Source organism: Synechococcus sp. MU1648 (assembly GCF_023630615.1).
Lineage (GTDB): Bacteria > Cyanobacteriota > Cyanobacteriia > PCC-6307 > Cyanobiaceae > Parasynechococcus.
The window spans coordinates 545,723-560,815 of record NZ_JAKUHI010000001.1; the positions used below are offsets into that span (position 1 = coordinate 545,723).

A 15,093-nucleotide genomic window follows, 5' to 3' on the forward strand; every position below is an offset into this window, starting at 1 on the left:
AGTCACTCATTCTCCATCTCCATCGGACAGTGCATCCCGTAGAGCGACAAGCTTCTCCCAGGCCTTGCCCTCTCGTAGAACCGTCATGGCCTGTGCAGCAGCAGCCGTCAGATCCGTTTGCAATCCAGCGGCCCAAAGCACCAATGCCGTGTTGAAGGCAACCACCTCCGCTTGAGCGAGCGATCCATGCCCTTGCAGAACATCTCGCAGGATCTGCTGATTCACCGAGCAGTCACCACCACGCAGCAAATCGAGGCCGGCACCCGTCAGGCCCAGATCTTCAGGGCAGACCTCCTTGCTGCTGATGCCCCCCGATTCGATCAAACGCAAGGCGTTGGGGCCAGCCAAGGAAGCCTCATCGAGACCGCCAGCGCCGTGAACCACAACGGCACGGGTCAATCCCAACTGCTGGAGGGCACCTGCCATGGGATCGAGAAGCTCCGGACGGGCCACACCAAGAACCTGGGCCTTGGGCTGCAGTGGGTTGACCAGTGGACCCAGCAGGTTGAACACAGTGCGAACGCCCAGACGGCGTCGTAATGGAGCCAGATTCACCAAGGCGGGATGCCAGGCCGGAGCAAACAAAAAGGTGACACCGGTTCCAGGCAGAGCCTCCACCACTTTGTTTAAGGGTGCCTTGAGGTTGAGACCGAGCCCTTCAAGAACATCGGCTGAGCCCACCTTGCCGCTGGCGCTGCGGTTGCCGTGCTTCGCCACATTCACTCCACAGGCGGCGGCGGTGAAGGCGACAGCAGTTGAGATATTGAACGTATCTGCACCGTCACCACCGGTGCCGCAGGTGTCGACCATCGCCAAATTGGGTCGGGCGCAGGGAAGTGGGCATGCTTCCCTCAAAACAGCTGCCATGGCCGCAAGCTCATCGGCCACCATTCCCTTGGCTCTCAGACCAGCGAGGAACGCCCCTGTTTGAACGGGCTCTAGCTCCTCGGCCAGCCAGGCATGCATCAGGGCGGTGGCCTCATCGGAGCTGAGGTGGTTGCCCTGCAGCAGGTGGTCCAAGCGAACCGACCAAGAGCGCGTGTCTGAGGACATGGAAGAGAAGCTGGCAGTAAAAAACCCGGGTGCGAGGCACTCCGGGCCAGGTGATGGGGACGTCTCCACTATCCCTCAGATGAGTGGCGGACGACCAGCCGTTCAAGACGGATGCCTAGGTTGGCGGCCCAACGGGACCCACGAGCTCGCATGGCTGCCCTACGTCTCGACTTGATCGGCCGCTACTTGCGACCCCATCGACGCACCGTCCTGCTGGGAGCCATTGCACTGGTTTTGGTCAACATCCTGCGGGTGACGATCCCGATGGAGGTCCGCAGCGTCGTGGATGAGCTGCAAGAGGGATTCAGTTACGCCGGGGTCCTGCGCCAAGCGGGATGGGTCGTGCTTCTTGCGAGCACCATGGGGGTCATTCGACTGGTCTCGCGCCAACTCGTCTTCGGCGTGGGCCGGCAGGTGGAAGTGGAGCTGCGTCAGCGCTTGTTCGAGCACATGCTTCGCCAGGAACCCGATTGGATTCAGAGCAAGGGCAGTGGAGAGGTGATCAGTCGCGCCACCAGCGATGTGGAAAACATCCGGCGCCTGCTCGGATTCGCGATTCTCAGCCTGACCAACACGCTGCTGGCCTATGCGCTCACGCTGCCAGCAATGTTGGCAATCGATCCATGGCTAACCCTGGCCGCCGTCGGTCTTTATCCCGTGATGCTCAGCACGGTGAGGCTGTTCGGCGGGCGCATGATGCGTCAACAACGTGCACAGCAGGAAGAACTATCGGCGCTCAGCAATCTGATTCAGGAGGATCTGTCGGGCATCGGGGCCATCAAGATCTACGGCCAAGAGGCTTCGGAACAGGATGCCTTCGCGACGCGCAACCGCCGTTATCGCGATAGCGCCATTCGTCTGGCGAGAACACGGAGCACCTTGTTCCCTCTGCTTGAGGGGATTTCGTCCATCTCTCTCCTGTTGCTGCTGGCCATCGGCAGCGGTCAGCTCGAATCCGGTCGATTGAGCATTGGTGGCCTGGTCGCCCTCATTCTTTATGTGGAGCAACTTGTATTCCCGACTGCACTGCTGGGATTCACCCTCAACACCTTTCAGACCGGACAGGTCAGCCTCGAGCGGGTGGAAGAGTTGCTCCGACGCGAACCGAAGATCAAAGATCCAGAGCAACCCACCGATCGACCTCATCCGACGAACCAACGCAGGGGTCGCTTTGAAGCCCGTGACCTGACCGTTCAATACGAGGGTGCTGAGCACAACACGCTCAACGGCCTGAGTTTCTGCATCGAACCGGGAGAGTTGGTCGCCGTTGTTGGTCCGGTGGGATGCGGCAAGACCACCCTGGCTCGCTCCTTCGGGCGCATGGTCCCTCTCGAGCCCGGGAAGCTGTTCCTGGATGGGGTGGATGTCACCCAGATGCCCCTGCAGGAGTTACGCCGTGATGTGGCGATTGTTCCCCAAGAGGGCTTTCTTTTCACCAGCACCCTGGCGGACAACCTCCGGTATGGCGACCCTGCAGCCACAGATCAACGGGTTGAACGGGCAGCAGGCCAGGCCCGTCTCGCTGATGACATCAAGGGATTTCCAGATGGCTTCGAAACGATCGTTGGGGAACGCGGCATCACGCTGAGTGGTGGTCAGCGTCAACGCACAGCGCTCGGACGTGCCTTGCTGATGTCGGCCCCGGTGTTGGTTCTCGATGACGCCTTGGCGAGTGTCGATAACAACACCGCAGCAGCCATTCTCGATTCGATCCGGGCGCAGGACGATCGGACCATCGTGATGATCAGCCATCAACTTTCTGCAGCCGCTGCCTGTGATCGCATCCTCGTAATGGAGAGCGGGCGCATCGTGCAGCAGGGACACCACAGCGCGTTGATTCAGCAACCAGGGGTCTACAAGCGACTTTGGGAGCGTCAGCAGGCGGCGCAACAGCTGGATGCGATGGCTTCCTGAAGAATCTCCGAGCTGTTTCTGACAATCGCCGTGTCCATGGCTTAGCTGTGGTGACGGCAACTTCTTCCATGAACAGCGGATCCCCCTTCGCGGTGCGCTGCACGCTCACCTTTGGTGACATCTACGGGCAGGTGCTGGCTTGGATGGCAGTGATTTTTGTGAGTTTGGCCTCTGGTCTCGCGCTCATGGGGTCATCGCGCCCGGTGTTTGCGCTTGTAGGTGTGGGACTCATCCTGGTTCTCAGCCTGCCTTTTCTTCTTTTTGCATTTGTCACAACGCTGCTGAACCATATTCAACTGGAACCACAAACACCAAAAGCTTCAGAGAGCTGAAAGCGAAAGCCTCAATTCAATCCACAAACACCGACACTGCTTCGCTAATGAACGAGCAATGAGAAGACGATAAATCACGATTTTCAGATTATTTTGATGCCTTCAACAACAGTCCCCTGAAGACATTTTTAAGTGAGCAATCCCGAACAGCCTTCCGTTGATCTGCCGACAAACTAATAACAAATTCATCCATTCGTCAAAGATGCCACGGTCCGCCGACATTCTCCACATCACATTTTGAGCACATCAAAAAACGTGTGATCAATGACATCAATCTGATAACCAGTTCTAAGCAGACACAATCTGATTTCAAACGGATTCAAATTCACCGCCCGCTCGTTTCTCTCAAACCAAGCTGGTTCTTGCCGGAGGGTTTTCATCTCTATCAGGGCATCCAGCCACGACGAATCTTTGATGTGCCGAAGCATCACTCCGTTGAATCAGCTGCCTAAGCTCGGATGATCGACAGAATCAACATGCTGCCCTCTTGGTTGTCTCCCCGCGGCGGCGCTGAAGCATCTGAACCAGCAATGCACGCTGTTCTGGGGACACCGCTCAATGCCCCATTGATGGCGGACCAAGAGGAGGCGATCTTTGCGTGCGGATGCTTTTGGGGAGCTGAAAAAGGGTTTTGGAGGCTGCCGGGAGTCGTGACCACTGCCGTGGGCTACGCGGGCGGTCAAACGGAACAACCGACCTACAACCAGGTCTGCTCCGGCAGAACAGGGCACACAGAAGTGGTCCGTGTGGTTTGGAGTCGCCCCGCTCTGGACTTCAGCGACCTGCTGAAGCTGTTCTGGGAATGCCACGACCCCACCCAGGGCAATCGACAAGGCAACGACACCGGCACCCAATACCGATCAGCCATTTACACCTTCAACCCGCTGCATCTTCAACAGGCCCAGGCCAGCCGAGACGCGTATCAAGTCGCCCTTTCCGCCAAGGGCTATGGCGCCATCACCACCGAAATCCTGGCGGATCAAACCTTTTACTTCGCCGAGGAGTATCACCAGCAATACCTCGCCAAACCGGGAAGCCGCCCCTACTGCTCCGCGATGCCAACCCAGACGCTGCTCGGCGACTTTGAAGGCTCAAATTACAAACTCCCGAAGCAGGTTTGGGACAAGTACGACTGGTCCATCAGTCACTGCGTGCTCCGATCTGACAACGCCCCCATCCAGCTCGCCAGCTGAAGCAGGGCTGCGGATCGGCTACGGCCGGGGCAGTACCGACGACGCCGACCAACAGACATCCCTCGACCGGCAGGAACAACTCCTCCGGTCACAGGGTGTGATCTTTTGCTGATCGAAACCGGCAGCGCTACCTCAGCCGACCGCCCGAAATATCAACAGCTGCTGTCGCTGATCGAAGGCGGCACCGTGGCCACCGTCATCGCTGCAAGGGACGACCGGCTCAACCGCAACATCGGGGTGCAGCGCTACCCGTTCCTGCTGTGCCGCAGCCGGAGCACCACCATCGACCTGTTGGAAGACGGCGCATGGGCCAGCGTTGCCCATGACGATCTTGCCCTGGAGGAGATCAGCAGCCGGTTGAAGCGCAGCTACCGCTCGGCAGAAGAGGCAGGGCTCAGCATCATCTTGCAAAACAGGGAACTTCAGTAAAATAACTGCTTCAATTATTTGCTTGTATTAGTATTGATTTAGCCTATACGCGGTGCATTGAATGCACGATTGAAGTTCTCGTCGTCTTTCTTTTTGCAGCCTGAGCCGCGAAATAAATTAGTGAACCAGTTGTCATGGACTCTGACGTCACGATTCCCTGGTGTTGCCGACATTGCGTAAATGGTTCCTGGCATATCTGTGGCTTTATTGTGATTATTCGATCCGAAGCGGTATTTAATGTCTGCAGAAACTCTTGCGTCAAAAGAATTGTCGTATGAGGCATTGACGCCGGCGACAAAGCCATTGGCGATTCTGTAAGAAATGCGTGCTCTAATTCCAACATTGTCTACCTCGTCTCTTGCTTTGCACTTGTTGTAATCACCTTTTTGATAATATCCACCGAGACTAGCTTTTAAGCTGGGAGTGATCATGTATCCGGCGTCAAGTCCATAAGCTTGCAATGCGCCTCCATTGTAATGCCAGTTCAATTCTTTTGTTGTTTCGCCAAGTGGAATTAATCCATATGCATTAAGGCTCCATTGATTGGAGACAGCTTCCAAGTTGAATGCAGCTTGCTGGTAAAAAGCATGTCCGTCTTCCACTGGAATTCCAGAGTCGGCATAGCTGGTATTCATCGGGCGGCTGTCGTAACCAGCATTGAGCCCATACATCCAAGAACGGTCACCATTCAGCCATCGGTAGCCAAGGCGAGTTGATGTGCTGATTGTGTGCCCGTCGACAGTTGTATCAACAATGCTTGAGTAATTGTGTCTATCAGCAAAATTGACGTTGGCGAGTGCATCAAGGAACCAAATGCTGTTCTCTCCAATCGACAACGGAAGGAAGCCGCCGATGCCTGCTTGATTGGGGGTGCCAGCACCTTGCAGCGCGCCTTGGAAGCCAAGACTGGGCTTGACCATATCCTTGAGGCTGATGCTCATCACATCACCAAGGTCTTCTGCAGTGCCGTCCTGCGCCTTGGTTGAAAGGGGCGCAATGGCGATGGCTGAAGCTACAAGACCGATGGACAGGCGGCGAAGCATCGGAAAGGTTCGATTCCGCGAATGATGCCGCGGTTTGTATCGGTCGTCACGCAGTGATGTCACCCAGCCTCAGGCGCCCAGACCATCTTTTAGAAGTTTGTGTGGTCGACAGAGCTGCAGCTCCGGAGCGATTCGACCACGAACGAAGGCTGATATGCAAAGAGTGCATACTCCAGGCTCGACCATATTTTTTAAGGGCGAGCGGACTTGCCCCCTGCCGAAACAGAGGTCAAATCGCAGCTCTCGTCGGTCATCGCTCTGACCGGCTTTCGGGTCCGATTGGCTACCCGACAGAGACATGATGGTCCAAAAAGAACGAGATCTAGGTTGCCTAGGAGACGTTTTTTAGAGCCCCACAAATACGCTGCAACATCTTGTTTTTTTGGTAGCGGGCTTCCCCCTTGCCTGTACCTCAACCCGCCTCAGGTGCCCAGCCCATCTCCTTTTGCCAGGTCAGCGCCCAAAGCTTGCAGCGCTTCTTCAGGTGTTGGCCCTGTTGAAGTTGCTTAATTGCAGAGCAGTGTTCAAAGTGGCGCTCATCAATGACAGCCGGTTCGGGCAAAGGGGATTGAACCCTTCATTCGGATACTCCCATTACTGGCAGCAATACCTCGCCAAACCGGGAAGCCGCCCCTACTGCTCCGCAATGCCAACCCAGACGCTGCTCGGCGACTTTGAAGGCTCAAATTACAAACTCCCGAAGCAGGTTTGGGACAAGTACGACTGGTCCATCAGTCACTGCGTGCTCCGATCGGACAACAGTCCGATCGCGCTGGCCTGAGGAGATCCGGCTCCCGCATGGCCACGAACACGCTGCGAAAAAACAGTCGTTTCGGCCAGGATGTTCAAGAACCCAATTAATGGCATGCCCGAGCCCTTGTCTGATCGGCAGGTGATCCTGGCCATCGCGGTAACGCTGATTTTGGTTCTCGGCCTAATCCTCGGCAGTGTCTCCCTCAACCGAGAGCAGCAAGCTCCATTTCTCTGGCGGGAGACGCCTCAACCCAAAGTGACACCATTGGCAATCTGACCACCTGCCCAGAAGCAGGTTGCCTCCTAGTGCGATCGTGGACGAAGAGGGACCCCTCCGATCTGCAGTGAGTGAGCGGCCTGATCCATCCGAGCAGCGACAACTGCATCCTCTGCCCAGAGGGCTGGTTGAGCTCTACGGCTTGATTGCCGTTCTTGTTGTGCTGATCCCTGAGTGGTTGGCGGATGGAACTCTGAATCTTGGCCAAGCCAAAGGTCCTGCGGCACTCCCCATGCGGTCCAGGGCTTGGCGCACCCTTCCGGAACTCCGTTTGGCCGCGATGAGCTTGGCCGAGCTCCGTAAGGCCGCCTCAGAACTGCGTCTGTATCACTACGGATCAGCAACACGAGCCAAGCTCACCACGCGGTTGCTTCGACGACTCAGACGCCGGGATGCACTGTGATAACTTAAATCTGACGGGGCGTGGCGCAGCTTGGTAGCGCACCACTTTGGGGTAGTGGGGGTCGTGGGTTCAAATCCCGCCGCTCCGATTTCAACCGTTTTTTTCCCCACCTGAAACCCAACGTTTCAGGCTCTGAGCCGGCAAACATGCCGGCTCTTTTTTGTGTTCAGTGACGGCCAGTGCGGGTCATCACGAGATGCCTGGACGAATCAATCTGAAGCCAACCCTCATCACGTAACTGACCCAACACACGGGTGACAGTCACCCGCGTCGTGCTGAGTGCACTGGCGATCTCCTGATGGGTGAGGCGGAGATTCAGCCGCAAACCATCATCACAGGGCTCACCAAAGTCCCTAGCAAGCAGCTCGACAAACCCCCGGACCCGCTCTTCAACGCGGCGCAAGCCCAGCAAAGCCAACATCGATTCCGCCTGGCGGTAACGGGCCGTCATGGCCTTCGCCAAGGCGAGAGCCAACTGCGGTGACTGCTCCACTTCAGCCAGATTGCAGCAGAGCAGATCGCAATCCGTCAGCGCAACAGCGTCATAGGCCTCCACATTGGTGAAAGCAGCACCAAAGGGTTCATTGGGCCCAACAAGGCCAAGCACCAATTCATCCCCATGAACTGAAACGGCACCCAGTTTCACCATGCCGCGCACCACAAACCAAACGCTGTTTTTCAGGAGTGGAATCAAGCTCCCTGATGTGACATGAACGACATTATTTTTTTGATAGCTGCCTTCAAGAAACGCCTTGAAGCCCAGAGCTGTTGAAGACAGATCAGAGGACGGAGTAGCAAGCATTTGGAATTCCATGAATCCACGAAAACTGTATTGAGGACAACATCGATTCCCAACAAAGAGGTGGGAGAGGTTTGGTTAAGAGGTCTCTAACGTTGATTCAAAATGCGGATTTTCATAAAAAAAGGGCCCCGAAGGGCCCTTTGAAATTTGGTTTTTAAAAAACCGACTCAAGCCAAGATCACTGACCAATCTTTTTGACTGCGGCCTTTGATTTGGCCAGGATGTCCCCCTTCAGAGGAACGAAGCCAAGCGAAGGAGCTTTGCTCTGAGCCTTGCTGCTCAACATGTAGTTGAAGGCTTCCTGCACCACTTTGGCGTTTTTGCCGTTGCCGGTTTTGTAGGCCAACACCCAGGTCAGCGTTGCAATGGGGTAAGCGCCCTTAGCGGTGGGGTTGGGATTCTTGCCAGCCAGATCCTTGTCGAGGCTGATGCCGTTCAGGGCACGGGCGCCAGCAGCAACGGAGGGCTTGAGGAACTCACCCGCCTTGTTCTGGAGAGCAGCGGCCTTGACGTTGCCCTTGATGTAGGACTGATTCACATAACCGATGGCACCCACGCGGTTCTGAATCACACCGGCAACACCGGAATTACCTTTGGCGCCGACACCAGCAGGCCACTTGACGGACTTACCAGTACCCAGGGTCCAGGTCTTGGAGAAAGCCTCCATGGAGTTGGTGAAGGCCTTGGTGGTGCCGGAGCCGTCAGAACGATGCACCCAGGTGAGAGTGCCAGCTTGGCAGCCCAGCTCTTTCCAGTTCTTAACCATGCCCATGGCGACCTTGACGGCCTGCTCCTGGGTGAGTTTCAGGTTGCAGCCGGGCTTGTTGTAGCCGAAGGCGATGGTGCCACCCACCATGGGGATCTGAACAACACCACGGCCGACCTTGGCCATATCCTTCTTCTTCATCGGATCATCCGATGCGCCGAAGTTCACGGTCTGGTCGATGAAGGCTTTACGTCCGGAACCGGAACCGACAGCCTGATAGTTGACCTGAGGGCCACCAGACTTGGCCAGGTCGGCGAACCAACGCTGATAGATCTTGGCGGGGAAGGAAGCACCAGCGCCGTTCAGCTTGGGAGCTGCCGAAGCGGAGATGCCTGCTCCCAGAACAAGCAGGGAAGAGGCAAGAAGGGCTTTTTGTGCGATGCGCATCACAACCGAAAGAGAAACGAGGCTGTTGCAATCCAGGCTTAATCGCAGCAAGGACGACCTGTCGTTATGCGCCCATTAACGCTGGTTAAGGTTCCCCTAAAAGCTCTTTAAGTCATTAGAAAACCCTGGTTGGGATAGCCCAAACCGGGGCATGAATCCAGCAAATCAATGGTTTGCATTCAGGGCTGAATGCCCTCCACCGCACTGTGAGATTTTTCGAGGATGCTTCCCCGGAGAGGGACAAAGCCCAAGGCCGATGCACGCTCCTGGCTGGTGTAACTAAGCATGTAGTTGAAGGTCTCACGCACAGCGTCAGCCTTCGCGCCATTGCCTGTGGCGTAGGCCAAAACCCAGGTGAGAGTCGCGATGGGGTAGGCACCAGCGGCCTCGGGGTTGGGATTGCTGCCAGCCAGATGCTCATCGAGCTCAATGCCGTTGAGGGCTATGGCACCCGCTTCTACGGAGGGCTTGAGAAATTCACCGGACTTGTTCTGCACCGCAGCAGCCTGCACATTTCCCTTGATGTACGACTGATTCACATAGCCGATCGCGCCGACCCGGTTGTCGATCACCCCGGCCACCCCAGAATTGCCCTTAGCACCCACGCCCACCGGCCATTTCACCGATTTACCGCTGCCGAGGGTCCAATCCGGTGAAAAGGTCTGCATCGAATTGGTGAAGGCCTTGGTGGTGCCGGATCCATCGGATCGATGCACCCAGGTGATCGTGCCCGCGTCACAACCAAGCTCTTTCCAATCACTGATGCGGCCGATTGCCACCCCCACAGCCTGCTGCTGGGTGAGCTGAAGCTCGCAACCCGGCTTGTTGTATCCGAAGGCGATGGTTCCCCCCACCATGGGGATCTGGACCACCCCTCGGCTCACCTGATTGCGGTCGGCTTCTTTGATCGGGTCGTCTGACGCAGCGAAATCAACTGTTTCATCGATGAAGGCTTTGCGACCGGAACCGGAACCCACCGCCTGGTAGTTCACCTTGAGGCCGCCTGAGCCGGCCAGATCGGCAAACCAGCTCTGGTACACCTTGGCGGGGAAGGAGGCTCCGGCTGCATTGAGGCTGGACACACTGGAGCTGCCACCACAGGCGGTAAGACCGACAGCAAGGACGCTCAGGCTTGAGACAGCCAGGGAACGATGTGCCAAAACCTTCGTTGTGATTTTGACCATCCTCCCGCGTCGTGGATCCAACCTCAGAGCGTCGGAACAACGGTGATCGGAGGAAAGGTGATCGGAACAACGGTGAGACGGGTTGCCACCGCGTAGCAACGCAGCCAGCGGTTCACACGTCTGCGATGGATCGCGGGAACCTCGCCGATCAATTGACTGAGTTCATCAGCGCCCATGCGTCGCAGGGCCCGTACATCCACATGCCACAGCGCTTCCGCTTCACGAATCAAGCGCGCCCAGGTGCGCACCTGCTGCCATTGGCGCAAGCGAGAGCGAATGGGGCGTTGATGGGGATGCAGAAATGCCGTCATGTGTTCAGAGTGCTGCCTCAAGCAGCACTGTCTGCAAAATCACCCAGAGCCTTTCGGAGTGCTGAAGCAAAAGCGCAGTCTCAGGCGCTGAGGCGATCAGCCTCCAGCTCCACGGGGGCGACAGGAAACTCCAGCGCTGCAATCTCGCGATCACTCAACCGACGGGTCCAAGCACCCTTGATCGGATCGTTCCAGCGGAAGCCGGCCGCTTTGGCCAGATGGCGTTCATCGAACGACACCCGAGCGCGCATCAATTGGCGGGGTTCCAAGCCCCGCTCCAAGAGCTGCTCCAGGTCATCGCAACGCGCGAAGACCTCTGCGATGTAGATGCAATCGCTCAGGGCACGATGAGCTGCCCAGACCGGGACGCCATAGGCCAAGGCAAGGTCACGCACCGATGGCCGTGAGCGCAGCTGACGCTCAGCCGGCCAGCGAATGTCCTCCATGGTGCAGAGCCATGGCGTGGTGGTGGCCGGCACAGAACCAAGACCGAACCACTGGCGATCGAAGGCTGCGTTGTGAGCTACCAGCAGATCAGCCGCGCTGAGCAGATGCTCGAACCACACCAGCGCCTGTTGCCAGGGTTGTGGGCGGCGGGTGACGGCGGCGGGAATCCGGTTAATCGCCTCCGCAGCATTGGATTCAACCGGCAGGAGGAAGGATTGCTGGGCCAGCACCGAGCGACTCGGTACATCGAAAAGAATGCAGCCCACCTCAAGACACTTGTCTTGAAGCGGATCCAAGCCTGAGGTTTCGGTGTCAATGATCAGAAGGGTGGAGGGGGAGCCCTCGACCGAATCCTTAGTCCGATCGCCAGTGGCGGCGGGCACAACGTCTGGCGGAACCACAGAAGGTGAATCCGAAGCTGAGACCTGAGAATCTGTCGGCGTTGGAGCGGCTTGGGGCTGTGAAAAGCCTGCAAGAAAGTTGAGCTGCTCAGGCATGGCGCGATGTCTGCTCCCACCCCTGATTCTCCCGCCCCGGGCAATGAGCCTGCTGCCTAGGGTTCACACTCTTCACTTTGATCGGATGGCCCTCGGGATCGGCGACCGTCTTCCCTCCTTCAGCCTGGAGGATCAGAACGGTGACCTTCGAACTCCCGCCTCGGTGCAGGGCCGTTGGCTGGTGCTGTTCTTCTATCCCAAGGACGACACACCGGGATGCACCGCCGAGGCATGCAGCTTCCGCGACAACACGGAGAGCTTTGCTGCACTCGATGCGGAGGTCTGGGGCATCAGCGGTGATGACGCCGTCAGCCATCGCCGTTTTGCCACCCGCCACAACCTGACGTTCCCGTTGCTGTGCGACCGCAACAACGCCCTGCGACGCGAAATGGGAGTTCCTAAAGCCCTGGGCCTTTTGCCCGGTCGTGTCACCTACATCGTTGATGGCGAGGGGGTGATCAGACACACCTTCAGCAACCTGCTTGATGGCCCGGCCCATGTACGGGAAGCACAGCAAGTGCTGAATCAGCTGCGCGGCTGAGCATGGTCAACTGGCGTCAGCTGGGTCCGATCTGGCAGCTGCGGCCTGCCGAACCAACGGGGCTGATCGAATTCATCGGCGGCAGCTATCTGGCAGCGACACCGCAGCTGAGCTATCGGAGGTTGCTGGAAGACCTTGTGGCCGATGGCCTCGCTGTGCATGCCTGGGCCTACGTGCCTGGATTTGATCATCAGCGGCAGGCCCGCGATGCCTGGAGCGCCTTCCGCTCGGCGCGACGCCAACTGGAGGAGCGATGCGGAGCCCTGGCAAGTCCACTTCGCCTCGGCCACAGCCTGGGTTGCAAGCTTCATCTGCTGGCCCCCGATGGGGGACGCGGCAGCAGAGCACTGATCGCCCTGAGCTTCAACAACTTCAACGCCGACCGTTCGATTCCGCTGCTCGGCGAACTCGCGCCACGGCTAGGGGTGGACACTGAATTCAGTCCCAGTCCAGCCGAAACACTTCGCTTGATCGCCCGCCACTATCAGCAGGAGCGAAATCTGGTGGTGCGATTCGGGCGTGATGAGCTGGATCAAAGTGGCGACCTGATTCAGGCGCTGAAACAACGACCTTCGGATTCCAGCTCAACCCTTGAGCTTCCCGGGGATCACCTCACCCCGGCCAGTGCTGGGCTGCGACGCAGCTTTCTCGGGGACTGGGCGGATGACCCCAAACGGGTGGCGGTCATCCGACAATTGAGCAGAACCATCTGCAGCTGGAGCAGCTGAGCCTCTGCGGCCCCGAGGCAATCAGGCCCTGAGTCGATCCAGAACGGAGCGGTCTTCCAGGGTGCTGGTGTCGCCACTGACCTCCTGACCGGCCGCCAGGGCACGCAAGATCCGGCGCATGATCTTGCCACTGCGGGTCTTGGGCAGGGCATCACTGCAACGGATCTCATCCGGCCGCGCGATCGGACCAATTTCCGTTCCGACATGGGCCCGCAACTCCTTCACCAGGGCGTCATCGCCGTCACGGCCAGCCTCGAGGGTGACAAAGGCGACGATTCCTTCGCCCTTGAGGTCATCGGGTCGTCCCACCACTGCCGCCTCTGCCACAGCGGGGTGACTGACCAGAGCCGATTCGATCTCCATCGTGCCAAGGCGGTGGCCCGAGACATTGATCACGTCATCGACGCGTCCCATGACCCAGAAGTAACCATCTGCATCCCGGCGAGCGCCATCCCCAGCGAAATAGAGATAAGAGCCATCGGCAGGACGGATGTGCTCCCAGTAACTCTCGCGGAAGCGTTGGGGGTTGCCGTGCACGGTGCGCATCATCCCGGGCCATGGGGCACGCACCGCCAGATAGCCGCCTTCATCGGCACCACAACTGTTGCCTTCCGCGTCGATGATGTCGGCCTGAATACCCGGCAGAGGCAGGGTGGCGGAGCCTGGCTTGGTGGGGGTTGCTCCCGGCAGAGGGCTGATCATCACTCCACCGGTTTCGGTCTGCCACCAGGTGTCGACGATCGGACAGCGATTGCCTCCGATCACATCGCGATACCACATCCATGCCTCCGGATTGATCGGTTCGCCGACCGTGCCCAAGAGGCGGAGGCTGCTCATGTCGAACTGATCAGGAACGGATCGACCGTTCTTCATGAAAGCCCGGATCGCTGTAGGAGCCGTATAGAAGATCGTGATCCCATGCTTCTGAATCAACTCCCAGAAGGCGCCGGGCTTGGAGGGGCGCGGTGCGCCTTCGTACATCACCGTCGTTGCACCGTTCGATAAGGGGCCGTAAACGATGTAGCTGTGGCCGGTGATCCAGCCCACATCGGCGGTACACCAGAAGACATCCTCATCACGGATGTCGAAGATCCACTGGAAGGTGAGGTGGGCCCAAAGGTTGTAGCCGGCGGTGGTGTGCACAACACCCTTGGGTTTACCCGTGGAGCCGGAGGTATAGAGAACAAAGAGGCGATCCTCGCTGGCCATGGGCTCAGCGGCGCAGTCGGCACTCTGGCCCTCCACCAGGTCATGCCACCACTGATCGCGACCGGCGACCATCTGCACGTCCTGCTTGGTGCGCTGCACAACGAGCACTCCGGTCACAGAGGGGCAGGCACCATCGGCAAGAGCCGCATCCACCGCGGGTTTAAGCGACACCGGTTTGTCCTTGCGGAAGCCGCCATCGGCGGTGATCACCGCTTTCACCTCACCATCGTTGATACGGTCCCTGAGGGCTTCAGCCGAAAAGCCACCGAACACCACTGAATGGGGTGCGCCAATGCGAGCGCAGGCCAGCATTGCGATCGCCGCCTCAGGCACCATCGGCATGTACAGCGCCACGAGATCGCCTTTGCCGATCCCCATGGCCTTCAGACCGTTCGCGGCTTTACAGACCTCAGCGTGCAATTCCCGATAGGTGAACCGGCGTACATCGCCCGGCTCCCCTTCCCAAATCAGCGCTGTTTTCTGTGCCGTTGGCCCGTCGAGATGTCGATCCAGGCAGTTGTAGGAGAGGTTGGTGGTTCCTCCCTCAAACCAGCGGGCAAAGGGGGGATTGGACCAATCGAGCACGGTGTGGAAGGGCTCGAACCAGTGGAGTTCACGGCGGGCGGCATCGCCCCAGAACGCATCAGGATCGTCTTGAGCCGCATCGGCCATCGCCCGATAGGCAACCAAACTGCCGATGCGGGCTCTAGCGGAGGTGTCTGCTGGCGGCTCAAACACCCGCTGCTCCTGCAGGACGCTTTCGATGGTGGTGTTGGAGTCGGTCACAGCAGACTGCGCGGTGCATCTCCTCGAAGGCTAAGGAG

The 15,093-nt window shown here is 58.2% G+C and carries 17 protein-coding genes, 1 tRNA gene and 1 pseudogene; 10 read left to right on the forward strand and 9 right to left on the reverse strand.

The window, feature by feature from the left end; genetic code table 11:
- Positions 1 to 6: 6 nt before the first annotated feature.
- Entirely contained in the window at positions 7 to 1,053 is a 1,047-nt protein-coding gene (gene trpD / locus NCN06_RS03245) for an anthranilate phosphoribosyltransferase (protein WP_226397759.1), read from the reverse strand.
- 150 nt (positions 1,054 to 1,203) lie between these two features.
- On the opposite strand from trpD, the gene NCN06_RS03250 reads away from it, so the two are divergent.
- Positions 1,204 to 2,967: an ABC transporter ATP-binding protein gene (locus tag NCN06_RS03250; protein ID WP_226397779.1), complete on the forward strand. Its 1,764-nt coding sequence runs from the start codon at positions 1,204 to 1,206 to the stop codon at positions 2,965 to 2,967.
- Positions 2,968 to 3,035: 68 nt separating this feature from the next.
- Positions 3,036 to 3,299, forward strand: coding sequence for a hypothetical protein (locus tag NCN06_RS03255; RefSeq protein ID WP_115093736.1), 264 nt, complete (start codon positions 3,036 to 3,038; stop codon positions 3,297 to 3,299).
- 230 nt (positions 3,300 to 3,529) lie between these two features.
- Here NCN06_RS03255 and NCN06_RS03260 read toward each other — a convergent pair whose 3' ends face one another.
- Positions 3,530 to 3,727 (reverse strand): hypothetical protein, encoded by a 198-nt coding sequence (locus NCN06_RS03260; RefSeq protein WP_226397760.1) that lies wholly within the window; start codon positions 3,725 to 3,727, stop codon positions 3,530 to 3,532.
- A gap of 48 nt (positions 3,728 to 3,775) precedes the next feature.
- On the opposite strand from NCN06_RS03260, the gene msrA reads away from it, so the two are divergent.
- On the forward strand, positions 3,776 to 4,492 hold the full coding sequence (gene msrA / locus NCN06_RS03265; protein ID WP_226397761.1) for a peptide-methionine (S)-S-oxide reductase MsrA: 717 nt from the start codon (positions 3,776 to 3,778) through the stop codon (positions 4,490 to 4,492).
- Positions 4,493 to 4,597: 105 nt separating this feature from the next.
- Positions 4,598 to 4,921 carry a recombinase family protein gene (locus tag NCN06_RS03270; protein ID WP_166018172.1) on the forward strand — a complete coding sequence of 108 codons (324 nt, stop codon included), beginning with the start codon at positions 4,598 to 4,600 and terminating at the stop codon, positions 4,919 to 4,921.
- A 38-nt stretch (positions 4,922 to 4,959) separates the two neighbouring features.
- Here the strand turns inward: NCN06_RS03270 and NCN06_RS03275 are convergent, their stop codons facing one another.
- Positions 4,960 to 5,964, reverse strand: coding sequence for a carbamoyl-phosphate synthase (locus NCN06_RS03275; protein ID WP_226423742.1), 1,005 nt, complete (start codon positions 5,962 to 5,964; stop codon positions 4,960 to 4,962).
- A gap of 595 nt (positions 5,965 to 6,559) precedes the next feature.
- Here NCN06_RS03275 and NCN06_RS03280 point away from each other — a divergent pair.
- The 4 genes and pseudogenes from NCN06_RS03280 to NCN06_RS03295 form a co-directional block, all read left to right on the forward strand.
- A pseudogene (locus tag NCN06_RS03280) lies at positions 6,560 to 6,745 on the forward strand (peptide-methionine (S)-S-oxide reductase MsrA); the annotation flags it as partial.
- 84 nt (positions 6,746 to 6,829) lie between these two features.
- Complete coding sequence (locus tag NCN06_RS03285; protein WP_226406843.1) at positions 6,830 to 6,994, forward strand: hypothetical protein; 165 nt, start codon at positions 6,830 to 6,832, stop codon at positions 6,992 to 6,994.
- Positions 6,995 to 7,061: 67 nt separating this feature from the next.
- Positions 7,062 to 7,397, forward strand: a complete 336-nt coding sequence (locus NCN06_RS03290) for a hypothetical protein (protein WP_226398974.1) — start codon at positions 7,062 to 7,064, stop codon at positions 7,395 to 7,397.
- Positions 7,398 to 7,411: 14 nt separating this feature from the next.
- Positions 7,412 to 7,485, forward strand: a tRNA-Pro gene (locus NCN06_RS03295).
- Positions 7,486 to 7,563: 78 nt separating this feature from the next.
- Here NCN06_RS03295 and ptrA read toward each other — a convergent pair.
- From ptrA to NCN06_RS03320, 5 genes are all read right to left on the reverse strand, one after another.
- Complete coding sequence (gene ptrA, locus NCN06_RS03300; RefSeq protein WP_226398953.1) at positions 7,564 to 8,199, reverse strand: Crp/Fnr family transcriptional regulator PtrA; 636 nt, start codon at positions 8,197 to 8,199, stop codon at positions 7,564 to 7,566.
- A 178-nt stretch (positions 8,200 to 8,377) separates the two neighbouring features.
- Positions 8,378 to 9,352: a phosphate ABC transporter substrate-binding protein PstS gene (gene pstS, locus NCN06_RS03305; protein ID WP_226398954.1), complete on the reverse strand. Its 975-nt coding sequence runs from the start codon at positions 9,350 to 9,352 to the stop codon at positions 8,378 to 8,380.
- A 179-nt stretch (positions 9,353 to 9,531) separates the two neighbouring features.
- Positions 9,532 to 10,536, reverse strand: coding sequence for a phosphate ABC transporter substrate-binding protein PstS (gene pstS / locus NCN06_RS03310; protein ID WP_250398648.1), 1,005 nt, complete (start codon positions 10,534 to 10,536; stop codon positions 9,532 to 9,534).
- Positions 10,537 to 10,559: 23 nt separating this feature from the next.
- On the reverse strand, positions 10,560 to 10,847 hold the full coding sequence (locus NCN06_RS03315) for a hypothetical protein (RefSeq protein WP_226398956.1): 288 nt from the start codon (positions 10,845 to 10,847) through the stop codon (positions 10,560 to 10,562).
- Positions 10,848 to 10,927: 80 nt separating this feature from the next.
- On the reverse strand, positions 10,928 to 11,791 hold the full coding sequence (locus NCN06_RS03320; RefSeq protein WP_226398957.1) for a 3'-5' exonuclease: 864 nt from the start codon (positions 11,789 to 11,791) through the stop codon (positions 10,928 to 10,930).
- A gap of 85 nt (positions 11,792 to 11,876) precedes the next feature.
- On the opposite strand from NCN06_RS03320, the gene NCN06_RS03325 reads away from it, so the two are divergent.
- The gene (locus tag NCN06_RS03325; RefSeq protein ID WP_226398958.1) at positions 11,877 to 12,332 is read left to right on the forward strand and encodes a peroxiredoxin; all 456 of its coding nucleotides are present in this window, start codon (positions 11,877 to 11,879) and stop codon (positions 12,330 to 12,332) included.
- 2 nt (positions 12,333 to 12,334) lie between these two features.
- Entirely contained in the window at positions 12,335 to 13,060 is a 726-nt protein-coding gene (locus tag NCN06_RS03330) for a DUF1350 family protein (RefSeq protein ID WP_226398959.1), read from the forward strand.
- Between the two features lie 21 nt (positions 13,061 to 13,081).
- On the opposite strand, the gene acs is transcribed toward NCN06_RS03330, so the two are convergent.
- Positions 13,082 to 15,055, reverse strand: a complete 1,974-nt coding sequence (gene acs, locus NCN06_RS03335; RefSeq protein ID WP_250398649.1) for an acetate--CoA ligase — start codon at positions 15,053 to 15,055, stop codon at positions 13,082 to 13,084.
- Between the last annotated feature and the right edge of the window lie 38 nt (positions 15,056 to 15,093).